The sequence below is a fragment of the Ferrovibrio sp. genome (genome assembly GCF_036381655.1).
GTDB lineage: Bacteria > Pseudomonadota > Alphaproteobacteria > Ferrovibrionales > Ferrovibrionaceae > Ferrovibrio.
The window spans coordinates 13529-38181 of the sequence record NZ_DASVCJ010000008.1 but is presented as its reverse complement, the minus strand read 5'-3'; the positions used below and the strand labels follow the sequence as shown (position 1 = coordinate 38181).

24 protein-coding genes are annotated in these 24653 nt (G+C 66.9%); 18 read left to right on the top strand and 6 right to left on the bottom strand.

What is annotated here, in order from left to right:
• On the bottom strand, window positions 1-182 hold a 182-nt coding region (locus VF194_RS02160), incomplete at its 3' end, for a helix-turn-helix domain-containing protein (RefSeq protein WP_330887560.1).
• A gap of 417 nt (window positions 183-599) precedes the next feature.
• On the opposite strand from VF194_RS02160, the gene fdxA reads away from it, so the two are divergent.
• From fdxA to VF194_RS02140, 4 genes are all read left to right on the top strand, one after another.
• Window positions 600-944 carry a ferredoxin FdxA gene (fdxA, locus tag VF194_RS02155; RefSeq protein ID WP_330887558.1) on the top strand — a complete coding sequence of 115 codons (345 nt, stop codon included), beginning with the start codon at window positions 600-602 and terminating at the stop codon, window positions 942-944.
• Between the two features lie 782 nt (window positions 945-1726).
• On the top strand, window positions 1727-2230 hold the full coding sequence (locus VF194_RS19775) for a CarD family transcriptional regulator (protein ID WP_414656066.1): 504 nt from the start codon (window positions 1727-1729) through the stop codon (window positions 2228-2230).
• 160 nt (window positions 2231-2390) lie between these two features.
• Complete coding sequence (locus VF194_RS02145; protein ID WP_330887554.1) at window positions 2391-3260, top strand: hypothetical protein; 870 nt, start codon at window positions 2391-2393, stop codon at window positions 3258-3260.
• Between the two features lie 178 nt (window positions 3261-3438).
• Window positions 3439-4326, top strand: coding sequence for an RNA polymerase factor sigma-32 (locus VF194_RS02140; protein ID WP_330887552.1), 888 nt, complete (start codon window positions 3439-3441; stop codon window positions 4324-4326).
• Between the two features lie 160 nt (window positions 4327-4486).
• Here VF194_RS02140 and VF194_RS02135 read toward each other — a convergent pair whose 3' ends face one another.
• Entirely contained in the window at window positions 4487-5956 is a 1470-nt protein-coding gene (locus tag VF194_RS02135; RefSeq protein WP_330887550.1) for a M48 family metalloprotease, read from the bottom strand.
• Window positions 5957-5964: 8 nt separating this feature from the next.
• Window positions 5965-6780: a crotonase/enoyl-CoA hydratase family protein gene (locus tag VF194_RS02130; RefSeq protein ID WP_330887548.1), complete on the bottom strand. Its 816-nt coding sequence runs from the start codon at window positions 6778-6780 to the stop codon at window positions 5965-5967.
• A gap of 120 nt (window positions 6781-6900) precedes the next feature.
• Here VF194_RS02130 and VF194_RS02125 point away from each other — a divergent pair, with 120 nt between their 5' ends.
• The 3 genes from VF194_RS02125 to VF194_RS02115 all read left to right on the top strand — a co-directional run bounded on the left by VF194_RS02125 (window position 6901) and on the right by VF194_RS02115 (window position 10045).
• A complete protein-coding gene (locus VF194_RS02125) occupies window positions 6901-7515 on the top strand; it encodes a ribonuclease HII (RefSeq protein ID WP_330887546.1) in 615 nt (204 codons plus the stop codon).
• Between the two features lie 183 nt (window positions 7516-7698).
• Window positions 7699-8796, top strand: coding sequence for a site-specific DNA-methyltransferase (locus tag VF194_RS02120; protein ID WP_330887564.1), 1098 nt, complete (start codon window positions 7699-7701; stop codon window positions 8794-8796).
• A gap of 145 nt (window positions 8797-8941) precedes the next feature.
• On the top strand, window positions 8942-10045 hold the full coding sequence (locus VF194_RS02115; RefSeq protein WP_330887544.1) for a hypothetical protein: 1104 nt from the start codon (window positions 8942-8944) through the stop codon (window positions 10043-10045).
• On the opposite strand, the gene VF194_RS02110 is transcribed toward VF194_RS02115, so the two are convergent.
• Both VF194_RS02110 and VF194_RS02105 read right to left on the bottom strand, forming a co-directional pair.
• A complete protein-coding gene (locus VF194_RS02110) occupies window positions 10030-10488 on the bottom strand; it encodes a DUF3237 domain-containing protein (RefSeq protein WP_330887542.1) in 459 nt (152 codons plus the stop codon). The genes VF194_RS02115 and VF194_RS02110 overlap by 16 nt on opposite strands.
• A 28-nt stretch (window positions 10489-10516) precedes the next feature.
• Window positions 10517-10990 carry a MarR family winged helix-turn-helix transcriptional regulator gene (locus VF194_RS02105; RefSeq protein WP_330887540.1) on the bottom strand — a complete coding sequence of 158 codons (474 nt, stop codon included), beginning with the start codon at window positions 10988-10990 and terminating at the stop codon, window positions 10517-10519.
• Window positions 10991-11076: 86 nt separating this feature from the next.
• Here VF194_RS02105 and fabF point away from each other — a divergent pair, with 86 nt between their 5' ends.
• Entirely contained in the window at window positions 11077-12339 is a 1263-nt protein-coding gene (fabF, locus tag VF194_RS02100; protein ID WP_330887538.1) for a beta-ketoacyl-ACP synthase II, read from the top strand.
• Window positions 12340-12446: 107 nt separating this feature from the next.
• Here fabF and VF194_RS02095 read toward each other — a convergent pair whose 3' ends face one another.
• Window positions 12447-12941: an RT0821/Lpp0805 family surface protein gene (locus VF194_RS02095; RefSeq protein WP_330887536.1), complete on the bottom strand. Its 495-nt coding sequence runs from the start codon at window positions 12939-12941 to the stop codon at window positions 12447-12449.
• Between the two features lie 215 nt (window positions 12942-13156).
• Between VF194_RS02095 and pdxH the strand changes: the two genes are divergently transcribed.
• From pdxH to VF194_RS02045, 10 genes are all read left to right on the top strand, one after another.
• Window positions 13157-13756 (top strand): pyridoxamine 5'-phosphate oxidase, encoded by a 600-nt coding sequence (pdxH, locus tag VF194_RS02090; protein WP_330887534.1) that lies wholly within the window; start codon window positions 13157-13159, stop codon window positions 13754-13756.
• A gap of 8 nt (window positions 13757-13764) precedes the next feature.
• The gene (locus tag VF194_RS02085; RefSeq protein WP_330887532.1) at window positions 13765-14706 is read left to right on the top strand and encodes a cation diffusion facilitator family transporter; all 942 of its coding nucleotides are present in this window, start codon (window positions 13765-13767) and stop codon (window positions 14704-14706) included.
• An 84-nt stretch (window positions 14707-14790) separates the two neighbouring features.
• Window positions 14791-16251: a sodium:proton antiporter gene (locus tag VF194_RS02080; RefSeq protein WP_330887530.1), complete on the top strand. Its 1461-nt coding sequence runs from the start codon at window positions 14791-14793 to the stop codon at window positions 16249-16251.
• 96 nt (window positions 16252-16347) lie between these two features.
• Window positions 16348-17763, top strand: a complete 1416-nt coding sequence (locus tag VF194_RS02075; RefSeq protein WP_330887528.1) for a sodium:proton antiporter — start codon at window positions 16348-16350, stop codon at window positions 17761-17763.
• A gap of 64 nt (window positions 17764-17827) precedes the next feature.
• Window positions 17828-18439, top strand: coding sequence for a ribosome silencing factor (gene rsfS, locus VF194_RS02070; RefSeq protein ID WP_330887526.1), 612 nt, complete (start codon window positions 17828-17830; stop codon window positions 18437-18439).
• Between the two features lie 31 nt (window positions 18440-18470).
• Complete coding sequence (locus VF194_RS02065; RefSeq protein WP_330887524.1) at window positions 18471-18941, top strand: 23S rRNA (pseudouridine(1915)-N(3))-methyltransferase RlmH; 471 nt, start codon at window positions 18471-18473, stop codon at window positions 18939-18941.
• A gap of 106 nt (window positions 18942-19047) precedes the next feature.
• On the top strand, window positions 19048-20628 hold the full coding sequence (gene gpmI / locus VF194_RS02060) for a 2,3-bisphosphoglycerate-independent phosphoglycerate mutase (protein ID WP_330887522.1): 1581 nt from the start codon (window positions 19048-19050) through the stop codon (window positions 20626-20628).
• A gap of 4 nt (window positions 20629-20632) precedes the next feature.
• Complete coding sequence (locus VF194_RS02055) at window positions 20633-21871, top strand: murein hydrolase activator EnvC family protein (RefSeq protein ID WP_330887520.1); 1239 nt, start codon at window positions 20633-20635, stop codon at window positions 21869-21871.
• The gene (locus VF194_RS02050) at window positions 21871-23187 is read left to right on the top strand and encodes a S41 family peptidase (RefSeq protein WP_330887519.1); all 1317 of its coding nucleotides are present in this window, start codon (window positions 21871-21873) and stop codon (window positions 23185-23187) included. Before VF194_RS02055 ends, VF194_RS02050 begins: the two co-directional genes overlap by 1 nt.
• A 72-nt stretch (window positions 23188-23259) precedes the next feature.
• Window positions 23260-24609 carry a divergent polysaccharide deacetylase family protein gene (locus tag VF194_RS02045; protein ID WP_330887517.1) on the top strand — a complete coding sequence of 450 codons (1350 nt, stop codon included), beginning with the start codon at window positions 23260-23262 and terminating at the stop codon, window positions 24607-24609.
• Window positions 24610-24653 lie beyond the last annotated feature (44 nt).

Genomic DNA, 24653 nt, shown 5'->3' with positions numbered 1-24653 from the left:
CGCCGGCCGCACTGGCGCAGGGCCGCGGCCCAGCGCGAGACGCTCGCCCGGCTCACGCCGAGGCGCCGCGCGATCGCCGCCTGCGTCAGCCGCCCCTGGCGCAACAGGGCTGCCGCGGCCAAGCGGCGCTCCTCCATCTGCTCCGGCGTCAGGCGCGCCGGCCGCCACGCGCTGCCAGCCATCCTCCCACTCACAGCAATGTTGACCAAGCGAATGTTACACATCTTTCGTGAAGATCATTAGAAGGATGCGTCGGCCTTCGGGCGGGGCGTGACCCGATCGCGCAACGTCATCGCGGCCTCTGCCCGATTGCGCATGCAGGCGCACGGCGCATGCCTCCCGTCGCGAAAAATCATGGACAGGCCATCTTGCTTTTGTCCGATCAGCATATAAGATGTATTATAAATATTGCTTTATAGCCCTGCCAAACTCGAGCCCGACAGTGGTGGTCGAGCCGATTATCGGGCCGACCAGAAGGACAAAATTGTGAAGCCAATATGCGCCCTTGAGGCTCCCCTGCATCAAACTGGCGCGCCACGAGGCCGGCGATGCCTGTGCACGCCGCATAGATCCAGAACCAATAAGCGAGGACAACATCGATGACCTACGTGGTTACGGAAGCCTGCATCAAGTGCAAGTACATGGATTGCGTGGAGGTGTGCCCGGTCGACTGTTTCTATGTCGGCGAGAACATGCTGGTGATCCATCCGGACGAATGCATCGATTGCGGCGTCTGCGAACCGGAATGCCCGGCCGAGGCGATCCTGCCTGACACCGACAGCCGGGCCGAAGCCTGGGTCGAGCTGAACCGGGAATATGCCGCCAAATGGCCCAACATCACCCGCAAGGGCACGCCCCCGGCCGATGCCGACGAATGGAAGGGCGTGGAGGGCAAGTTCGAGAAATTCTTCAGCCCGGAACCGGGCGACGGAACCGGGAAATAGGCGATTTCCACCTTCGCGTGCAGTCAATGCCTTTTCTGCATCGCATCGGCTGCTGTGCATTACCGCCCTGCTGTGATATATTTTGGCCATGAACAATAACCCTTCCGCCGCAATCGGGCCGGAAGGGGAGGATGGCTCCTGAATCCCGGGTTTGGTCGGCGACTTTGGGTAGCATCCGAGAGATAGGTTTCGACCGATACTTGTCTTCTCTCGGGTTCTCACGAGCCTGACCGGTCGGTATTCGGTCATCCGCGGGGAAGAGAAGCGACGCGGCGTCATAGCAGGGTGCCTCAGACACCAGAATGTCCGGGCACGGAGTGCGTTAACAGCGAGGGTGGCCAGTGAAGAAAGCCAAGACAAAAAGCCCAGCGAAGGCAAAGACCGCAGCCGCCGGCAAGAGCAAGCCGGCCAAGGCCAAACCCGCCGCGCGCGCCGCCACCGCCAAGAAGCCCGCCACCAAGGCCGCCCCGAAGCCGAAAAGCGCCGCCAAGGCGCCGGCCAAGACCAGCGCCAAGGCCGCCAAGCCGGCCCCGGCGAAGAAGAAAATCGACACCAAGCCCGCCAAGCCGGCTGCGAAGGCGCCGGCCAAGGCCGCGCCGGCGAAGGCCGCCGCCGCCAAGGCGGGCCACGCCAAACCGGCTGCTGCCGCCAAGCCCGCGGCACCGGCCAAACCCATGGCCGTCTCGGCACCGCCGAGCCGTCCTCTGCCGCAGCCGATGCGGCCGGCAGCCCTCGAAACCAAGCCAGTCCCCAACGTGAATAAAGTCGTTTCGCTTAAGCCCGTGCCAGCCAAAGTCAAAGTCGATTTCGCAGCCGGCGACTATGTCGTCTATCCCACCCATGGCGTCGGCAAGATTCTGCGCATCGAACGCCAGATGATCGCCGGCTTCGAACTCGACCTTATGGTGGTCGAATTCGAACGTGACAAGATGACGGTGCGCGTGCCGTTGTCGAAAGTCGCCTCCGTCGGCATCCGCAAGCTCAGCTCGCCGCAGAAGATGCGCACCGCGCTGGAGACGCTGAAAGGCCGCGCCCGCATCAAGCGCGCCATGTGGAGCCGCCGCGCCCAGGAATACGAAGCCAAGATCAATTCCGGCGATCCGGTTTCGATCGCCGAGGTGGTGCGCGATCTGCACCGCAATGCCGGCCAGCCCGATCAGAGCTATTCCGAGCGGCAGATCTATGAATCGGCGCTCGATCGCCTGATGCGCGAACTCGCTGCCGTCGAGCGGATCGATGAGGAATCCGCAACCAAGAAGCTGGAAAAGATCCTCAAGGCCGCCTGACGCGACGGCACAAGACGAAAGCCGGCCGGATGCGAATCCTGGCGCGAAAAGGTCACACCTCGGCGCCGCGATCGGCCTGCTTTTCTCTTCGTTTTGCCAGGCCGCTCGGCTAGGATTCCGCGTCGGCACCGCTTTTACGGCCCGATTCGTCAGAGAACACTTGTCCGCGCTACAAACGAGCTCCGCCATCCCGGGCGGGAAACCGGGCAGCCCCGCAACCGCCGCCTCCACCGGCGCCTCGGAAGCCTTCGCCGTGCTGCGCCATGCCCGCCGGGTCTGGGCGGTGGCGGCGATCCATGCCGAGATCGAGCGGCTGCGCGAGGCGCATCACGAACTGGCCGCCCGGCTGCTGCCCGGCGACCGGCTGGTCTATCTCGGCAACCTGATCGGCCATGGCGCCGCCACGATCGAAACCCTGGACGAATTGCTGGCGTTCCGGCGCGATTTCCTCTGCCTGCCCGGCGCCGAGCCGGAGGACATCGTCTACCTGCGCGGCGCGCAGGAGGAGATGTGGCGCAAGCTGCTGCAGATCCAGTTCGCCCCGTCGCCGCGCGAGGTGCTGGACTGGATGCTGCGGCACGGCATGGAACCGATGCTGCGCGGCTATGGCATCGAGCCGGCCCAGGCCCAGGCCGTGCTGCGCGAGGGCGCGCTCAGCATCAGCCGCTGGACCAACGCCCTGCGCGCCACGATCCGGCGGCATCCCGGCCATGACGAGCTGTTCGGCTGCCTGCGCCGCGCCGCCTATACCGAGGGCGGCGAGCTGCTGTTCGTGCATGCCGGCATCGACCCCAATATCGCGCTGGCGGCGCAATCGGACCATCTGTGGTGGGGATCGCCTGCCTTCCGCAGCCTGAATCAGCCCTATGCCGGTTTCCGCCGGGTGATCAGCGGCTGCAACCCGCGCGGCGAAGGCGCCCATCTGGATGCCTTCACCTGCTGCCTCGATGGCGGCGCCGGCTTCGGCGGCGCGCTCAACGTCGCCTGCTTCAGCCTCGACGGCGCCGTGGTCGAGAGTTTCGCGATCTAACCGCCGATCCCGCCAGTGGAAAATCCCGCCGCCGGTTTGCACCCGGACGGGTGCGCTTTGGCGCGGAAGCGTGCGTTGCCCGCCTGCCCTGGATTAAACACGCAAGCGTGAGGGAACCACTGCCCTAATTCCGTCGTAAATTCCATGGATAAATAGCTTCCCAGATTGCGGAGCAGCCATGATTGCCGAACGGGTCAACGCCGCTTCCTCCGATGCCAGTGATCGCGCCTTCGTGCGCCGCGCGATGCGGCTGCCGCTGCTCTCGCCCAACGAGGAGGCGACGCTGGCGGCGAGCTGGCGCAATCGCCAGGATCAAAGGGCGCTGCACAAACTGGTCGCCCCGCATATGCGGCTGGTGATTTCCACCGCCGTCCGCTTCCGCCATTACGGTCTGCCGTTGAACGACCTGATCCAGGAAGGCAACCTGGGCTTGATGCAGGCCGCGGCGCGCTTCGAGCCCGAGCGCGAGGTGCGTTTCGCCACCTACGCCGCCTGGTGGATCCGCGCGGCGATTCAGGATTTCGTGCTGCGCAACTGGTCGATCGTGCGTACCGGCACGACGGCGGCGCATAAATCGCTGTTCTTCAATCTGCGCCGCCTGCGCGCCAAGATCGAACGCGGCGGCCGCGAGGCGCTGACCCTGGAAGGCCGGCGCAAGCTGGCGCGGCAGCTCAATGTCAGCGAAAGTGACGTCATTCATATGGAAAGCCGGCTGGCCGCCTCCGACCGCTCGCTCAACGCCACCGTCGGCGAGGACGGCGAGGCCGCCTGGCAGGATCTGCTGGTCGACGAACGGCCCAATCCGGAAGAAACCACGATGGCGCGGCGCGATACGCGCCTGCGCGCGCATTGGGTGGGCGAAGCGGTCGCCGCCCTGCCGGAACGCGAACGCATCATCGTGCAGGCGCGGTTCTTTACCGACGAGGCCGTCACGCTCGAACGGCTGGGCACCCGGCTCGGCATCTCCAAGGAGCGCGTGCGCCAGCTCGAGCACCAGGCGCTCAAACGCCTGCGCCGGCGGCTCGGCGACATCGCCGACCTGCAGCGGGATTTCAGCAGCGACTGATCACGGGCGCGGCTTCGTTGCGAGGCTCGGCGATGCCGCCTGGACCCTCGGGACAAGCCCAAGGGTGACGATCTTTGTGAACGAGTTCTCACCGCTCCCCGTCATGGCCGGGCGCGGGGAGTTTCTTGGCCGCCTCTTTATACGCCGGAAGGAAAAGCGCTCATTCCACCAGCTTGATGCGCTGGCCGGGTTTCAACTCATCGCCCGCGCGCAGGCCGTTCAGCACACGGAACTGCTCCAGCTTGTAGCGCGAAAACGGCAGCTTCTCGGCCAGCTTCTCGGCCGTGTCGCCGGCCTGCACCGTGACGACATGCAGCCGCAGCGGCTTGACCGCGGCGGCCTCCGACGGCGAGAGGTATTTGAGCGTGTTCACGCTCTTGATCATCGTCGCCTCGATCGACTTGAGCTGGCCGGCCGGCGCGATGATGACGAAGCGCACGATGTCGTCGCTGGGAAAACCGACGGCGACGAAACGCGCATCGACATTGTCGCCGCTCTTGGCCTGCACGCGCGCCCAGCCGGTCGCCGCCGGCATGCCGTTCACCGTGATCGCTTCCGCCTCGTTCAGGCGAAACCGCGTCACCCAGAGCCGGGTGAGATAGTCCAGCGCGCTGCGCGAGGATTGCACCTTCTTCTTGTCGCGCTCGATGTCGAACTGAAGCTGGTAATTGCCGCCCTTGCTGGCGATGACGGCATCGGGCTGATTCGAGATCTTCCAGTCGTCCGGCACCGAGAAGCTCAGGCGCAGGCCGGGATGCGTGAAGCTGTGGCCGCGCACCACGCCTTCCTTGGGATCGTCGCCATAGACCAGGCCTTCGATATGGTCGAGATACTCGTCGCGGCGATAGATCGGACTCGGCGGATAGGTCTGCGCCTCGCGGATGGCGTCGCGCACGCGCTGCGGTCCGCCGGGATGGGTGGCGAACAGATCGTTCAGGCGGTCCTTGCCGGCCTGGCCCGCCATCTTGTTTTCCAGATCGCTGTAATCGCTCAAGGTCTGCAGGAAGGCGGCCTGCGCATCCGGCGCATAGCCGACCTTGGAGAGCAGCCGCACGCCGATCAGGTCGGCCTCGGTCTCGTTCTCGCGGCTGAAGGAGGCGAGATAGGCGCCGCCGGCGACCTGGCCGATCTGGCCGATCGCCTGGCCGGCGCCCTGGCCCAGAAAGATCGAGCCGAGGATCGAGCCGGCGGCAACGCCGAGATTGGTGAAGACGGATTTGTCGTAGCGCTTCTCGGAATGATGCGAGATCACATGGCCGATTTCATGGCCAAGCACGCCGGCGACCTCGGCCTCGTCATTCGCCAGGGCGAGCGTGCCGCGCGTGATGTAGACATAGCCGCCGGGCAGCGCGAAGGCGTTGACGACGGGCGAGTTCAGCACGGTAAAGGTGAAGTTGCCGGGCGGCTCGCCCGACTGCGCCGCGACGCGACCGGCGATGCCGGCGATATAGGCGCCGATATCGGGATCGTCATAGGCGCCGCCGAATTGCTGCAGGATTTTCGGATGCTCCTGCGAGCCGACTTTCTTGGCCTCTTCCGGCGACATGAATATCTGCGCCGCGGCAGGCTGCAGCGGCGCCGCCGCCAGGGCGAACACGGTGAACAGACTGAGCAGCAAGGACCGCAGCATGATTCGGTTCAGCATCCCTTGAATTGCGCCGCGCGCTTCCCGACGAAGCTGGCGATGCCTTCCTTGACGTCTTCGCTTGCCATCAGCAGCGCCTGGGTCGGTGCGAAATCGGCGACCGCCGCGGCCGGTCCCTGTTCCACCGCCAGCCGCGCGTTGCGCAGCGTCGCCGCAACGGCGAGCGGCGCCTGCTCGGCAATGCAGCGCGCCAGCCGCATCGCTTCGGCGAATTGTCCGCCCGGCTCGGTGACCTCCTGCACGAAGCCGAGCCTGAGCGCGGTGGCGACGTCGAATTCGTCTCCCGTGAGCAGATAGCGCATGGCATTGCCCCAGCCGGCGCGTTCGACCATGCGGATGGTAGCGCCTCCCGTCGCCATGATGCCGCGCTTGACTTCCAATTGGCTGAAACGGCAATCGCTTGCCGCCACCACGATATCGGCCGCCAGCATCAGTTCGATTCCCAGCGTAAAGGTAATGCCCTGCACGGCGCAGACCACCGGCTTGGTGCGGAAGGGCGGCAGGTTGTTGCAGGGGTCGATCTGGTCGGGCGCGCGCAGCAGGTTCTTCCGGGCGATGAAGGGCGCCACCTTGGGCAGGTCCAGCCCGGCGGTGAAATGCGCGCCCTCGGCATAGAGCACGGCGACGCGCGCGGCGGCATCCTGCTCGAAAGCGGTGTAGGCGGCGGCCAGCTCGCGCAGCATCTTTGGCGTGAAACCGTTCAATTTGGCCGGACGGTTGATGCCGATGACGAAAACCGGCCCGTCGCGGCGGGTCAGGATTTCGCCATCCGGGTCGATCGGCGAAGGGCTGGGCGGCGCCGCGCTCATATCTGCCTCCTGGATGAAATTTAACCGAGTTTTCCACAGCGCTGCGGCTGCAAGCAAGTCGGGTGCCGCTATAATGCCGCGCGGTGACGGAATGAGGGCAAAGCCGAAAAGGGGGCGGGATTGCCGGATTTTGCGCTCGAGAAACGGCTGGGGGGATTGGTCTGCGGCATCGACGAGGCCGGGCGCGGTCCGCTGGCCGGGCCGGTCGTCGCCGCGGCGGTGATCCTGGACCGCAGGCGGGTGCCGCGCGGCATCGACGATTCCAAGAAGCTGACGGCGGAAAAGCGCGAAGACCTCTATGAGCGCATCATGCGCAGCGCCCGCATCGGCATCGGCGCGGCCAGCGTGGCCGAGATCGGCCGGCTCAACATCTTCCATGCCACCATGCTGGCGATGTGCCGTGCGGTCGCCGCCCTGCGCGTCGTGCCGGACCATGCGCTGGTCGACGGCAACCATTGCCCGAAGCAGCTCTGCTGCCCGGCCACCGCCGTGGTGGATGGCGACGCGCTCAGCCTGTCCATCGCCGCCGCCTCGATCATCGCCAAGGTCACCCGCGACCGCGCCATGGCCAAACTGCATCTGCGCTACCCCGCCTATGGCTGGGACAGCAACAAGGGCTACAGCACGCCATCGCATTTCGCCGGATTGAAGGCGGCCGGAATCACCCCCCATCACAGACTAGGTTTTGCGCCTGTACAGGAGCAACTGACTCTAGATTTAGAGTTAACCTCTTAATAACCTAAAGAATCTAATGACTTGCGGACCATTTTTGGGGGATGATCCGCAATGGCCTCGACGACCGACCAAGTCCGCAAACCGCTCCGCAAGGGCCATCTGCGCCTCGTGACCGCCACCAGCCCGGACAGCCATCGGCGCACCGCCAAGGCCAAGACCATCGCCGCCGCCGTGCCGGGACGGATGGCCGCACCGGCGAAACTGCCGCTCGACAGGATCCTGATCGGCGACAGCATCGCGGAGATGAACAAGCTGCCGGCGGAAAGCATCGACTGCATCTTCGCCGACCCGCCCTATAATCTGCAGCTTTCCGGCGAATTGCGCCGCCCGAACGACAGCGTGGTCGATGCGGTCGACGACGATTGGGACAAGTTCGGCTCGTTCGGCGAATACGACGCTTTCTCCCAGGCCTGGCTGCAGGCGGCGCGGCGGCTGCTCAAGCCCAATGGCACGATCTGGGTGATCGGCAGCTACCACAACATCTTCCGCCTCGGCGCCCAGTTGCAGGATCTCGGCTTCTGGATGCTGAACGACGTGATCTGGCGCAAGACCAACCCGATGCCGAATTTCCGCGGCAAGCGCTTCACCAACGCGCATGAGACGCTGATCTGGTGCGCCAAGAGCCAGGACGCCAAGGGCTATACCTTCAACTACGACGCCATGAAGGCGCTGAACGACGATCTGCAGATGCGCTCCGACTGGCTGATCCCGATCTGCTCGGGGTCCGAACGGCTGCGCGGCGCCGACGGCGCCAAGACGCATCCGACGCAGAAGCCGGAAGCCCTGCTGCATCGCGTCCTGATCGCCTCGACCAAGCCGGGCGACGTGGTGCTCGATCCCTTCTTCGGCTCGGGCACCACCGGCGCGGTGGCGAAGCGGCTGGGCCGGCATTTCATCGGCATCGAACGCGACGCCACCTATGCCAAGGCGGCCGAACGGCGCATCAGCATCGTGCAGCCGGTCGCGCCCGACGATATCGAGGTCACCCGCTCCAAGCGCGACGAGCCGCGCATTCCCTTCGGCTGGGTGGTCGAACGCGGCCTGCTCGCGCCAGGCACCGTGCTGACCGACCAGAGCGGCCGCTTCACCGCGAAGGTGCGCGCCGATGGCAGCCTGGCCACGGCGAATGCCGTCGGCTCGATCCACAAGATGGGCGCGCATGTCATGGGCGCCAGCGCGTGCAACGGTTGGGCCTTCTGGCATATCGAGGTGGAAGGCAAGCGCAAGCCGATCGACATCCTGCGCCAGAAGCTGCGGGCCGAGATGGCCGATCCGGCCTGACGCGACAATTCCTGGCGCAACACTCCCTGGCGCAATAACCGCCTGAGGCAACAATCGCTGGCCGGGCTGTCCGGCCGGTGCTAGGCTTCGCTGCCTGCCGCGCGTAGCCGCCGGGTGCAATCGTCGGGTTGGGGGATCATGTGAGGTGAACGAGCATCGCGGAATGCCCTCCGCGCTGCTGCAGCGGCTGGCGGAAGAGGATGAAACGCTCCTTGCTGGCCGCGAGACGCAGATCGACGGCCTGATGGTCGAGCGGCTGTACCAGCTGAGCTGGCCGGTCCGCTATGTCCCCTTCCCGATGCTGTTCGGCGCTTTCGTGCTGTTCCGCGATTACGCCACCTGGTGGAGCATCGTCGGCCTCACCGCGCTCTATACCTTTGGCACCTGGTATCTCGACCGCCAGCGCAGCGCGATGCAGAATGTCGTCGGCCACCTGCCGGACCCGGCCGCCTGGGGCTGGCGCTTCGCCTTCGGCTCGGCGCTCACCGGCCTGACCTGGGGCCTACTCTGCTTTCTGTACTTTCCGGCCGGCGACGCGAAGCTGCAGGCGGTGATGGCGGTGGCCTGGGCCGGCCTTTCCTCCAGCAGCCTGAACTCACGCTCGACCCATCTGCCGTCCTACTACGCCTTCCTGCTGGCGATGTCGGTGCCGATCTATCTGCGCGGGTTCCTTTCGGGCGAATTGCCGGTGATCTACATGCTGCTGCTCGGCCTGGTGCTGGCCACGGCGATGAGCCTGGTCGCCCATAACAGCAACCGCCGCGAACGGCTGCGCTGCGCGCTGCGCCTGCGCAATGCCGAACTGATCGCCGAGCTGGACCGCGCCCGCGCCGCGGCGGAAGCCAATCACGCGGAACTGGAGCAGGCCTACCACGCCATCCTGAGCGAATTCACGGCGGCGCAGCAGATCGCCGGGCATGGCAGCTGGACCTGGGACGGCGAGGCCGGGCGGCTGTCCTGGTCGGACGAATTCTACCGGCTGATCGGTCTGGTTCCGCAATCGCGTCCGGCTTCGCTGGCCGGCCTGCTGGAGCAGGTCGCCGCCGCCGACCGCGACGCCGTGCGGCGCCATTACCAGCGCCTGCGCGACGGTGCGGCGCGCGACGAGGTCAGCTTCGCGCTCGCCGATCCGGCGCGGCAGGGCCTCCGGCTGCAGGCGATCGGACAGGCCGAGCGCCGCGGCGCCGACGGAGCCGTGCTGATCCATGGCATCCTGCGCGCGCATCCGCGCGATCAGTCGACCGCATAGACCTTGAGCAGCACCTTGTCGGGCTGGCGCTCGCCGAGGCCGACGGCAAGGCTGTGCACCAGCCATTGCAGATCCGCCGCCGCGGTCTCGAAGCGCATCGCCGTGCGCATGTAATAGGCATCGGGCGGCACCGTCTCGCCGCGCGCCAGCCGCGCCATCACCTCTGGCGAGCCCCAGCGCAGGCCGCGGCTCCACACCTCGATCTGCGCGCCGTCGTCCAGCGCCAGCATGTAGCGGGCGTCGAGATCGGCCATGCCGTCGGGCCGCAATATCTGCCAGTCCGCGCCGCCAGCCAGCACGCGACCCGATACCTCGCGGCCGTTGAGCCTGCCGCGCAGGCTGCCGCCGGTGATCGGCACGCAGCGGCGCTCGCCCGCTTCCGTCCGGCCGACGGTCTGCGGCGGGCCGACTTCGACGGCGAGATCGAACAGATGGTTCTGCATGGCTGCGTCCTCTTCCTGCCTCAATCAATCATGTCCCGCGCAACCGCGGCAGCGCATCGTCGAGCCGGCGGTTGAGGTCGGCGACCTGGAGCTGGCCGAGCCGTTCGGCCAGGGTGGCCTGCGCCTTCTGCCACAGCGGCAGCGCCTTGCGGAAGACGCGATGCCCTTCGGCAGTGAGGCGGATTTCGCGCCGGCGGCGATCCTGCGCGGCGGGCGCCTGGGTGATCAGGCCGCGCTGCTCCATCAGCCGCAGATTGCGCGTCAGCGTGGTCGGGTCGATGCCGAGCAGCACCGCCAGCTCGCTCACCGCATGGACCCCGTCGCGATAGAGAAAGGCGAGCGTGCCGAATTGCGGGCTGGTCAGGCCGGCCTCGGCCATGTATTCGCCGTAAAGCTGCTGGCCGAGCCGCGCGGCCATATGCAGCCGCATGACGGTGCAGCCCTCTTCGTTGAGCTGCCTGAAGGCGGCATCGGCGGGATCGCTGCGTTTGCGGGTCATCATGCCTAATTACCGCGTCCGCTCCCTCTTGCAAAGCCGGAGCATGCCATATAGCTGTATATGCATCTATTGTATATGCAGGAGATACCATGCGCAACGTGGTGATAACCGGGATCGGCCTGATCACGCCTCTGGGCGCCGGCGTGGCGACGAACTGGGCGCGGCTGGCCGCCGGGCAATCGGGGCTGCGGCGGATCGCCGCCTTCGATACCGCCGACCTGCCGGCCAAGATCGCCGGCATCGTCCCCGACATCGCCGAGGATGCCGCGGGCTTCGATCCCGAGCGGGCGGCGCCCGTGAAGGACCGCCGCAAGATGGACCGCTTCATCCAGTTCGCGCTCGCCGCGGCGGCGGAGGCCATGCAGCAGGCCGGCTGGCAGCCGCGAAGCGAGGCCGAGCGGCAGCGATCCGGCTGCATCGTCGCCACCGGCATCGGCGGCTTTCCGGCCATCGCCGCGGCGACCCGCACGGTGGCGCAGTCGGGCCCGCGCAGGCTGTCGCCCTTCGTGATCCCGTCTTTCCTCGGCAATCTCGCCGCCGGCCACATCTCGATCCGCTGGGGCCTGGAAGGCCCGCTCGGCTGTCCGGTGACCGCCTGCGCCGCCGGCGCGCAGGCGATCGGCGATGCGGCGCGGCTGATCCGCGCCAATGATGCCGACGTCATGATCGCCGGCGGCGCCGAGGCCTGCATCGACCGCGTCAGCATCGCCGGCTTCGCCGCGGCGCGCGCCCTGGCCACCGCGCATAACGACGAGCCGGAGAAGGCCTCGCGGCCCTTCGATGCGGCGCGCGACGGTTTCGTCATGGGCGAAGGGGCCGGCATCCTGGTGCTGGAAGCGGAAGAGCAGGCGCGACGGCGCGGCGCGGCAATCCTCGGCCGCGTGCTGGGCTACGGCACCACGGCGGATGCGCATCACATCACGGCGCCACCCGAATCCGGCGCCGGGGCGCGGCGCGCCATGCAGATCGCGCTCGCCGGCGCGCAGCTTACGCCGCGCCAGATCGGCTACATCAACGCGCATGCCACGGCAACGCCGGTCGGCGATGCCGCCGAGATCGCCGCCGTCAAGGCGGTTTTCGCCGATACGCTGGCCACGGTGTCGATGTCCTCGACCAAATCGGCGATCGGCCATCTGCTCGGCGCCGCCGGCGCCGTCGAGGCGATCTACAGCCTGCTGGCCTTGCGCGACGGATTGCTGCCGCCGACGCGCAATCTCGACACGATCGATGCCGATTGCGCCGGCATCGACCTGGTGCCGAACGAGGCGCGGCGCAAGCCGATCGATTATGCGATGTCGAATGCCTTCGGCTTCGGCGGCGTCAATGCGGCGCTGATCCTCGGCAAGGCCTGAGCAAAAAAAGACGGCGCGTTCCGGCTGGGAACGCGCCGTTGAGTCTGGGGGGAAAGGAACGAAACGCTGAAGACGCGCAGCAGTGACGGATGCTGCGGGGATAAGGGTTACTGGACGACCTTCCAGCTGCCGTCGGGCTGGCGGCAGGCGGTGCCATAGCCCTGCTGGGTCTGGCCGCCGACGGTGATCGTCTGCTGGAACTCGCGGCAATATTCGCCGTTGCGGGCCTGATAGGCCGGCTGCGGCACGACGGTGCCGGCGTTGCCGCTATCGGGATTGCGCCAGGACACCTGCGTGCCCGAGGGCGCGGTTTCGAAAGCCCGCTGGTTGGCCTGGTTCATATACTGCTGGTCGGCCTTGTCGAGCGACTTGCCGACCTCGGAGCCGAGCAGCGCGCCGATCAGAGTGCCGGCGGCGACGCCGACCAGCTGGCCGGTGCCCTTGCCGAATTGCGCGCCGGCGACGGCGCCACCGACGCCGCCCAGCACGGTGCCGACGCCCTGTTTCGGGCCGGTGTCGTTGGCGCAGGCGGCGAGCAGGCCGGCCATGGCCAGCACGGCGATGAATGGCGCTACCTGTTTCTTATTCTCATGCGCGCGCATGGTGGTGAATTCCTCTAAGGCATGCCCCTGGCGGGCACCGCGAAAACATGCGAAGGGATTGCGGCGGGAATGCGGCAAGGGTTAGGTATTGTTGCGGCCTCGCCCTATATGAATCAGATATGAATCAGGCATTTCGCCGCGGCCCGACCGATTCATCCCACCGATTCGGTCCGGCCTGTTCAGTGCGGCCTGTTCAGCAAGGATAGTCCACCGTCATGGAAGCCTTTCCGACACCCTTTGCCCATTTCGCCGCCTGGCTGGCGGAAGCCGAGAAGAGCGAGCCGAACGATCCCAACGCCATGGCGCTGGCGAGCGCGGACGCCGATGGCTTGCCGAATCTGCGCATGGTGCTGTTGAAGGCGCATGACGAACGGGGCTTCGTCTTCTACACCAATTACGAGAGCCAGAAGGGTCGCGAGCTGCTGGCCAATCCGCAGGCGGCGGCCCTGTTCCACTGGAAGAGCCTGCGCCGCCAGGTGCGCATCCGCGGCAGCGTCAGCCCGGTCAGCGACGCCGAGGCGGATGCCTATTTCGCCTCGCGCCCGCGCGACAGCCAGATCGGCGCCTGGGCCTCGCAGCAATCGCGGCCGCTGGAGAGCCGCTTCGCCCTGGAAGCCGCCGTGGCAAAATACGCGGCGAAATATCTGGTCGGCGCGGTGCCGCGCCCGCCCTACTGGTCGGGTTTCCGCATCAGCCCGATCAGCATCGAATTCTGGGCCGACCGGCCCTTCCGACTGCATGACCGCCTGGTCTACCGGCGCAGCGAAAGCCCCGATGGCAAGGCGGCCTGGACGAGCAGGCGCCTGTTTCCGTGAATCGTGCCGTGAGCGAGCAGCCGGACCGCGACAGCATCGACGATCCCGCGCTGAAGGCGCGGCTGATGCGGCGCGCGACCTATGCCTCGGTCGGCGTCGCCGCGATCCTGATCGCCGCCAAGCTGGCGGCCTGGCTGGCGACCGGTTCGGTGGCGCTGCTCGCCTCGCTGGTCGACAGCCTGCTGGATGCGCTCGCCTCGGTGCTCAACCTGTTCGCCGTGCGCCATGCCCTGACGCCGGCCGACCGCGAACACCGCTTCGGCCACGGCAAGGCCGAAGCGCTCGCCGGGCTGGGTCAGGCCGCGCTGATCATCGGCTCGGCGCTGTTTCTGATCGTCGAATCCGCCGACCGGCTGATCACTCCGAAGCCGGTCGCCTATGGACTGGCGGGCATTGCCGTCATGGGCCTGTCGATCCTGCTGACCGGCCTGCTGGTGCTGTATCAGCGCCATGTGATCCGCCGCACCGCATCCCTCGCCATCTCCGCCGACCGCCTGCATTATTTCGGCGACCTGCTGACCAATGCCACCGTGATCGTCGCGCTCGTGCTGGGCGGCCGCCCGGGTTTCGCCTGGCTCGATCCGGTCGGCGCGCTGATCGTCGCCGTCGTCATCGTGCGCAGCGCCATCGACATCGTGCGCAGCGCACTCGATCACCTGATGGACCGCGAACTGGCCGATGCCGACCGCGAGCGGATCAAGCAGGCCGTGCGCGCCCATCCGCGCGCTTTGGCCATGCACGATCTGCGCACCCGCCAGTCGGGGAATCAGACCTTCATCCAGTTCCATCTCGAACTCGATCCCGATATGCGGCTGCACGAGGCGCACCGCATCGCCGACGAGGTCGAGGCCGAGCTGCTCAGGCTGTTCCCCGGCGCCGAGGTGATCATTCACCAGGATCCGGCCGGACTGGCGGAAAAACGCCCGCCTTTCGCCGGCCGAACCACCTGAACCATTCGCCGGCGGCAACTCCGCCCGCGCATTGATACCCCCGTGCCGCGCCGCTAAGGTACGGGCCAGTTCTGTGGGGGGAGCATGACCGTATTTCGTGCCATCGGCGGCGCCAGGGCAGCCGCTTCATCCAGCATTTTCAAGGCAATCGGCCTGGCGGCGCTGCTGGCGCTCGGCGCAGCCGCACCGGCGCAGGCCGCGGAAGCGCTCAACGGCGCGGCGCTGGGCGTCGTCTGGACGCTGCCATTCGCCGGCATCCTGCTTTCCATCGCGCTGATGCCGCTGTTCCTGCCGAAATTCTGGCATCACCATTACGGCAAGGTGGCCGCCTTCTGGGGCCTGTGCGTCGTCGTGCCTTTTGCACTCGATCTCGGCATCGGCCCGACCGCGCATGTGCTGCTGGAAGTGGCCCTGCATGAATACATCCCCTTCATCATCCTGCTGTTCGCGCTGTTCACCGTCGCCGGCGGCGTGCGGCTGACCGGCAACCTGCAGGGCAGCCCGAGCCTGAACACGGCGATGCTGTTCATCGGCACGGTGCTGGCGAGCTGGATGGGCACCACCGGCGCCTCGATGCTGATGATCCGCCCCCTGGTGCGCGCCAACGACAACCGGCAGCACAACGTGCATGTCGTCGTCTTCTTCATCTTCCTGGTTTCCAATATCGGCGGCGCCCTGACGCCGCTGGGCGATCCGCCGCTTTTCCTCGGCTTCCTCAAGGGCGTCGATTTCTTCTGGACGACCCAGGCGCTGTTCCTGCCGACTTTCTTCGTGGTCGTGCTGCTGCTCGGCGTCTTCTACGCCATCGACAGCTATCTCTACCGCAAGGAAGGCATCGTCGCGGCCGATCCGACGCCGGACAGCCCGATCGGCATCGAAGGCGGCGTGAACCTGATCCTGCTCGGCGGCATCATCCTGTCGGTGCTGCTGTCCGGCACCTGGAAGCCGGGCATCGACCTCAGCATCTTCGGCGTTACGGTCGCGCTGCAGGATCTGGCGCGCGACATCCTGCTGCTGGTCATCGCCTATGCCTCGCTGAGGCTGACCACGAAGGAAACCCGCGCCGGCAACGGATTCAGCTGGGGACCGATCATCGAGGTCGCCAAGCTCTTCGGCGGCATCTTCGTGACGATCATTCCCGCGATCGCCATCCTGCGCGCCGGCACCGGCGGCGCCTTGGGCCCGCTGGTCAGCCTGGCCTCGCATCCCGACGGCTCGCCGAACAACGCGATGTATTTCTGGCTGGCCGGCATATTGTCGAGCTTCCTCGACAACGCGCCGACGTATCTCGTCTTCTTCAACATGGCGAGCGGCGATGCCGCGACGCTGATGCAGAGCCTCGCCAAGACCCTCATGGCGATCTCGGCCGGTGCCGTCTTCATGGGCGCCAACAGCTATATCGGCAATGCGCCGAATTTCATGGTGAAGGCGATTGCCGAGGAAATGAACGTGAAGATGCCGAGCTTCTTCGGCTACATGATGTGGAGTTGCGGCATCCTGCTGCCCAGCTTCGCATTGGTCACGCTGCTGTTCTTCCTGTCCTAGCCCGCCCGGCCAGCTGCGAAGGGTTGTCATCTCGCTCTTCCGTCCCCATATCTGTCGCGGAAAACTGCGACAGGTATGGCTGGAGGGGGTTTATTGATGATGGCATCCGTGCTTCGCGTCGGCGGCGCAGGCGTAACCCTGTCGATGCTCGCCGCGCCGGCGGCGGAAGCCGCCACCGCCATCGACGGCGCCGGCCTGTCGCTCTATTGGGGCCTGCCCTTCATCGGCATCCTGCTGTCGATCGCGCTGTTTCCGCTGCTGGCGCCGTCCTTCTGGCATCATCACTACGGCAAGATCGCCGTCGTCTGGGCGCTCGCCTTCCTGGTGCCCTTCGCGGTCCGCGACGGCGCCGGCGCCGCGGCCCATGCGGTGCTCGAGGTCGCCCTGCACGAATACCTGCCGTTCACCATCCTGCTGCTGTCGCTGTTCACCATCGCCGGCGGCGTGCGCATCGTCGGCAACCTGCATGGCAGCCCGAGCCTGAATACCGGCATTCTCGCCGTCGGCGCCGTGCTGGCGAGCTGGATGGGCACCACCGGCGCCGCCATGCTGCTGATCCGGCCGCTGATCCGCGCCAACGACAACCGCCGGCACAACACCCATGTCGTAATCTTCTTCATCTTCCTGGTCGGCAATATCGGCGGCGCGCTGACCCCGCTCGGCGATCCGCCGCTGTTCCTCGGTTTTCTGCAGGGCGTCCGCTTCTTCTGGACCATGGAGGCGCTGTTCGCGCCGACCTTGCTGATCAGCGCCATCCTGCTGGCGCTCTTCTATGTCATCGACCGCTATTTCTATGTGAAGGAAGGCATCACCCGCGATCCGACGCCGGATACCAACGTGCGGCTGCATGGCGGCATCAACATCCTGCTGCTGGCCGGCGTGGTCGGCGCCGTGCTGCTGTCCGGCTCCTGGCAGCCCGACGTCAGCATCGACGTCTGGGGCGTCGAGATCGCCCTGCAGAATCTGGTGCGCGACGTCATCCTGCTGGCGCTGGCCGGGCTGTCGCTGCTGCTCACCCGCCGCGAGACGCGGGCCGGCAACGGCTTCGACTGGGAGCCGATCGTGGAAGTCGCCAAGCTGTTCGCCGGCATCTTCGTCACCATCGTGCCGGTAATCGCCATCCTGCGCGCCGGCGCCGAGGGCAGCCTGCACGACATCATCGCGCTGGCCACCAACGCCCAGGGCGGCCCGCGCGACGAGATGTATTTCTGGCTGGCCGGCCTGCTGTCGGGCTTCCTCGACAATGCGCCGACCTATCTGGTCTTCTTCAACATGGCCGGCGGCGACGCCAAGGCCCTGATGGGCCCGCTGGCCTCCACCCTGCTGGCGATCTCGATGGGCGCCGTCTACATGGGCGCGCTGACCTATATCGGCAATGCGCCGAATTTCATGGTCAAGGCGATCGCCCAGCAAGCGGGCGTCAGGATGCCGAGCTTTTTCGGCTATATGGCCTGGTCGGTGCCCGTCCTGCTGCCGATTTTTGCGCTGGTGACCTGGCTCTGGCTTCTCTGAACCGCCCGTTGCGCTAGGTGGTTTCCCATGGCCGTAATTGTGGATAACCCCGAGTCGCGATAGAATGATGGCGATTCGGGCCAGCCGGATCGCATGTGCAACGCAGGAGGGCCGAGCCATCGCAACCACCACGACGCGCAAACGCGCTGCCGCGGCCGCCGGGTCCAAGCCCAAGGCCGCCACCAAGACCAAGCCGGACGCCAGGAAGAAGGCGGCTCCGGCCAGCAAGACCAAGGCTGTCGCAGCCAAAAAGACGGCCAGTGCCGCACCGAAGAAGGCGAAAAGCCCCAAGGCAGCGGCCAAAACTGCCCCCAGGAAAACCGGCATTCCCGCCGATGTGCTGAAGCTGCAGAAGCTGATCCTGAAATCGCTCGACGACGACAAGGCCGAGGAGATCGTATCCATCGACCTGACCGGCAAATCCTCGATCGCCGATTTCCTGGTGATCGCCTCGGGCCGCTCCTCGCGTCAGGTCGGCGCCATCGCCGAACATCTGGTCGAGCGCATCGCGCAGGCGACCGGCCGCAAGGTGAAGGCGGAAGGCAAGAGCGCCGGCGACTGGGTGCTGATCGATACCGGCGATATCATCGTGCATATCTTCCGGCCGGAAGTGCGCAGCTTCTACAATCTCGAGAAGATGTGGGGCGCCGCCATTCCGGAGCCCGCCGCCGCCTGACGGCTCGCCGCCGGTCGGCTAGACTGGCGGCATGAAGATCACAATTGCCTGCGTCGGCCGGGCCGGCCGCGCCAAGCATGACGCGGCCCAAAGCCTGATCGACGATTACCGCAGCCGGCTGCCCTGGCCGGTGGTCATCCGCGAGGTCGAGGACCGCAAATCCGGCGGCGGCGCGATCGAGCGGCGCGCCCGCGAGGCGGCCCTGCTGCTGACCGGCCTGCCCAAGGGCGCCGTCATCGTCGCCCTGGACGAAAAGGGCAAAAGCCTCACCAGCCGCCAATTCGCCGAAACGCTGGCCGCCTGGCGCGATGGCGGCGAGCAGGACGTCGCCTTCCTGATCGGCGGCGCCGACGGGCTGGACAAGGCGGTGCTGGCCAGGGCCCGGCTGGTCCTGTCGCTGTCCGCCATGACTTGGCCGCATTTGCTCGCCAGGGTGCTGCTGCTGGAACAGCTTTACCGCGCCTGGAGCTTGCAGACCGGGCATCCCTACCATCGCGATTAGCGAATGATCGCCAAATCGATGAGTGTCAGGGGAAAGCCCGGCGTGACGGAACCGCATGCTTGCGCTATGTAATGCCTGAATTTCAAAGCTTTCACCGCAGAATGCCATGACCCAGACCGCCGAAAACCGCCGCCCCGTCGTCCTGTGCATCCTGGATGGCTGGGGCCTGCGCGACGATCCCGCCGATAACGCGCTGGCCCAGGCAAAGCTGCCGACCTATCGCCGCCTGTTGCAGACCCGGCCGTTTTCCCGGATCGGCACCTCGGGGCGCGATGTCGGCCTGCCCGACGGGCAGATGGGCAATTCCGAGGTCGGCCATATGAATATCGGCGCCGGCCGCATCGCCGTGCCGGATCTGGGCCGCATCGACAACGATGTCGCCGACGGCACGCTGGAGCGCAATCCGGCGCTGCGCGATCTGGCCGTGAAGCTGAAGGCCTCCGGCGGCACGCTGCATCTGCTCGGCCTGCTCTCGCCCGGCGGCGTGCATTCGCATCAGGAGCACATGGCCGCCCTGGTGAAGGTGTTCGACAGCCTCGGCGTGCCAGTGATGATCCATGCCTTCACCGACGGCCGCGACACGCCGCCGAAAAGCGCGCTCGATTTCTTCGCCCAGTTCCGCGCTGCCGTGGATGGCCGCCGCGACGTGCGTTTCGGCACCGTCTCGGGCCGCTTCTACGCCATGGACCGCGACAAGCGCTGGGACCGCGTCGCCAAGGCCTACGAGGCCATCGTGCTCGGCAAGGGCAAGCCGGCGACCAGCGCCGAGGCCGCCGTCGAGCAGGCCTATCTGGACAACGAGACCGACGAATTCGTCACGCCGAGCGTCGTCGCCGGCTATGGCGGCATGCAGGACGGCGACGGCGTGCTGATGGCGAATTTCCGCGCCGACCGCGCCCGCGAGATCCTGCTGGCCCTGCTCGATCCGCAGTTCGACGGCTTCGAGCGCGCCCGCGTGGTGCGCGTCGCCGCCGCCGTCGGCATGACGGAATATTCCGCGCAGCTCAACGCCTTCCTCGCCACCGCCTATCCGCCGGTGCGCTATCCCAACACCCTGGGCGAGACGCTGTCCAAGCGCGGCAAGACGCAGCTTCGCATCGCCGAGACCGAGAAATACGCCCATGTCACCTTCTTCCTCAACGGCGGCGAGGAGCAGCCGTTTCCCGGCGAGGACCGCCTCCTGGTGCCCTCGCCGAAGGTGGCGACCTACGATCTGCAGCCCGAGATGTCGGCCCCGGACGTAACCGAAAAGCTGACCGCCGCGATCGCATCCGGCAAATACGACCTGATCGTCGTCAACTACGCCAATCCGGACATGGTCGGCCATACCGGCTCGCTGGCGGCGGCGGTGCAAGCGGCGGAAACCATCGATGGCTGCCTGGCGAAGGTCGAGTATGCCGTGCAGAAGGCCAATGGCATCATGCTGATCACCGCCGATCACGGCAATCTCGAAGAGATGCGCGACGCCGCCACCGGGCAGCCGCATACCCAGCACACCACCAATCCGGTGCCGCTGCTGCTGGTCGGGGCGCGCACCGATGGCTATGCCCTGCAGGACGGCCGGCTCTGCGACATCGCGCCGACCTTGCTGCATTTCCTGAACATGGCCCAGCCGCTCGAGATGACCGGCCGCAACCTCGCCCAGCCCGATGCGGCGGGCCGCGCACCCGCACGCCGCCTCGCTTAAGAACTTGCGCAAGCTCGTCGCACCGCTGACCGCATGCCTTCTTTTCGGCGCAGCGGGCGTCGCCGCCGGCGCTGCGCGGGCGGAAGGCGCCGCCGCGCCGCAGCAGCAACTGCAGGACGTGCAGAAGCAGCTGCAGGAAAGCCGCGAGCGTCAGAAGCAGTTGTCGCAGGAAGCCGCCAGGCTGGCGCAGAAACAGCGTGAGCTGCAGCGCAAGCTGGTCGCCGCGGCGCGCCAGCTGCAGAACCAGGAAGACCTGGTGACGCAGAGCGAGGAGAAGCTCGCCAAGCTGCTGGCGGAAGAAAAGACGACGCAGGCCGCCCTGGGGACGCGGCGCAGCGAAATGGCGGAGACGCTGGCCTCGCTCGCCCACCTGTCGCGCCAGCCGCCGGAAGCGATGGTGCTGGCGCCGGGCTCGGCGCTCGACATGGTGCGCGCCAGCCAGCTCATGGCGGCGCTGATCCCCGAGATCGAGACGCGCGCGGCGCGCCTGAAGGAGGAATTGACGCGGCTCGCCAAGCTGCGCGCCGGCGTCGCCGCCGAACAGGAAAGGCTGGGCGCCGCGATCGCGCAACTGGATCGCGAGCGGCGTGAGCTGGAATTCCTGCAGGCGGAAACCAATGCCGCGGCGATGCAGACCGCCGAGCGGCGCGAGAGCGAACGCGAACGCTCCAGCCAGCTTGCCGCCCAGGCCAAGGATCTGCGCGCGCTGGTCGATCGCCTGCTCGAGCAGGAGCGGCAGGAGCGCGAAAGGAAGGCCGCCGAAGCGCGCGCCAAGGCCAGGGCCGGCGGCTCAGCGCCGAAGGCCGCCGACCAGGAGCCGCCGGAAGCCTATGCCGCATTGGAGGGCAGCGCCGCCCTGCCGGCGCATGGCCGCATCATCGGCCGCTACGGCCAGCAGGACGAAAATGGCTTGCCTCTGCGCGGAATCCGCATCGAAACCCGGCCCGGCGGGCAGGTCGTCGCGCCGGCTGACGGGAAAGTGATGTTCGCCGGCCCCTTCCGCGGCTATGGGCAACTCTTGATCATCGCGCATGGCGGTGGATATCATAGTTTATTGGCGGGATTTGGACGGATCGACCGGACGGTCGGCCAATGGGTTCTCGCCGGCGAGCCGGTTGGCCAGATGGGCGGATCCGCCACGACAAGCGAGAAACCCGTTCTATATCTTGAGCTGCGGCGGAAGGGTGAGCCGGTGAACCCCCTTCCCTGGCTGGCTTCGGGCGACAGAAAGGTAAGCGGCTGATGCGCAATTTCCTCCTCGGTGGCGTTTGCACCTTCGCATTGATGGGTTCGGTGGCGCTGTTCGCCGCGCCCAGCAAGGTCGGCACGCTGCAATCCAGCGAAACCTATCGGCAGTTGAACCTGTTCGGCGAGATATACGAGCGGGTGCGCAACGATTACTACAAGGACACCAAGGACGAGGATTTGATGGAGGCGGCCATCAACGGCATGCTCGCCTCGCTCGATCCCTATTCGGTCTATCTGCCGCCGCGCAATTTCCAGGAAGCCCGCGTACAGACGCGCGGCGAGTTCGGCGGCCTCGGTATCGAGGTCACGCAGGAGAACGGCCTGATCAAGGTCGTCTCGCCGATCGACGATACGCCGGCGAAGAAGGCCGGCATTCTCACCGGCGATCTGATCACCCATCTCGACGGCGAGCCGGTGATGGGCAAGTCGCTGCAGGAATCAATCGAGAAGATGCGCGGCGCGCCGAATACCAGCATCGTGCTGACGATCCGCCGCGGCACCCAGGGCACGGCCAAGACCTTCGACGTCAAGCTGACCCGGGCGGTGATCCGCACCCAGGTGGTGCGCTCGCATCGCCAGGACGAGTTCGCCTATATCCGCATCACCTCGTTCAACGAGCATACCACGCAGGATATGACGGCGGCGATCGAGAAGCTGAAGGCCGAGATGGGGCCGCAGCTGAAGGGCTATATCATCGACCTGCGCGACAATCCGGGCGGCCTGCTCGATCAGGCGATTTCGGTGGCCGACGCCTTCCTGAATCAGGGCGAGATCGTCTCGACGCGGTCGCTGCGCACCAATGCCGACGAAGGCCAGCGCTACAACGCCAAGCGCGGCGACATCGCCGACGGCAAGCCGATCGCGGTGCTGATCAACGGCGGCACTGCCTCGGCCTCGGAGATCGTCTCCGGCGCGCTGCAGGATCACCACCGCGCCATCATCGTCGGCAGCCAGAGTTTCGGTAAGGGTCTGGTGCAGACGATGATCCCGCTCGGCGAATTCGGCGGCATGAAGATCACCACCGCCGGCTATTTCACGCCGTCGGGCCGCTCGATCGACAAGGTCGGCATCACTCCGGATATCGAAGCCTGGAACGAGCGCGATCACCAGATCGCGGCGGCGCTGAAGGCGCGGCGCGAGCTGACCGCCTCGCGCGAGACCGACGAGAACGAGACGCCGCAGCAGCAGCAGGAAAAGCAGGAGGTCGCGCCTCCGGGCCATGTTGCCCAGCCCGGCGAGCAGGGCCCCGACCTGGTGCTGAAGGCGGCGGAGGAAGTGCTGCGCGCACCGCCGAAATCCTCCAAGAAGTGAGGATTCGCGGCGGGCTTCGTCAAGCGATCGTTAATAAGCACCGGCCTATGCTGCAGGGCTTGAGACGCTGCAATGGCCGAACCGTCTGAACTGCATGCCAGCCCGGATGATCGCACGCTGCCGGGAGCCGCGCGCCCGCCGGGCTTGCTCAGCCGCCTGTTCAGGCGGCGGAAAAGGCCCGCGGTGCCGATCGACCTGGGCGGCGCGCATGACGATGCCGACCTGATCCAGAGCATCACCGGCGGCCCCGACGAGCCGCCCCCGGATGGGCAGGGCGCGCCGGCGGACGGCCCCCTGCCAAGGCGCGAGGGCTTCAAGCACAAGCTCGGGCGTTTTTTCCGCCTGATCGGCCTGATCCTCTGGCCGCCCTTCCTGCGCGGCAATGCCGAGACCGTCAATCGCCGCCTGCTGCTGGGGGCCTGGACCCTGGTCCTGCTGCTGCTCGCCGGCAGCGGCGGCTGGCTGGTCGTCACCGGGCAGTCGCTGACCGCATTGCCCGGCTCGGAAGTCATCATCGGCGTGGCGCGGCTCGCCCTGCCGCCCGAGGCCAAGCTGACGCCGGAGCAGCAGGCGCAACGCCCCGCCGCGCCGGCCGGCATCGGCCGGCTGCCGAGCGGATTGCTGATCGCGCCCGATCCGGCCCTGAGCGAGAGTACGCCGCGCGGCCTGGTGCCGAAGATCGGCGCCGATGGCCGGCAGCCCTGGAGCGCCTATGCGCGGCCGTTCCAGGAGCCGGCCAACCGGTCGCGCATCGCCGTCGTCCTGCGCGGCATGGGCCTGAACCGGCAATTGACCGCGCTGGCCGCCGAGCGGCTGCCGCCTGCGATCAGCTTCGCCTTCAATCCTTACGCCCCCGACCTTGCCGCCCAGGTCGAACTGACCCGCAACGCCGGCCATGAAGTGCTGCTCGGCCTGCCGATGGAGCCGTTCGATTATCCCTCCAGCGATCCGGGCCCGCATACCCTGCTGACCGCGCTGAACAGCGAGGAGAATACCCGCCGGCTCGACTGGGCGCTGGCGCGGGTGCCGGGCTATATCGGTTTCACCAACCTGATGGGCGGCAAATACACCTCCTCGCCCGAGCAAATGCATTTCGTCGCGGCCGCGCTCAAGGCGCGCGGGCTGATGTTCTTCGACACCCGCTCGGCAGCGCACAGCGTCGCCGCCCGGATGATGCGCGATGTCGGCGGCGTCTATGCCTTTGCCAACCGGCAGATCGATGCCCTGCCGACCGCGCAGCTCGTCGATGCGCGGCTGGAGGAACTGGAACGGATCGCCCGGCTGAACGGTATTGCCATCGGCTCGGCTTCCCCTTATCCCGTCACGCTGGAACGGCTGCTCGCCTGGACGGCCACGCTCGAGTCCAAGGGCTTTGCGCTCGCGCCGGTCTCGGCGATGGCCAACCGGCAGACCCTGGAATAGCCCGCCGCCCGCCCGGGCAACGGCGTGACCGACACAGCCTGGCG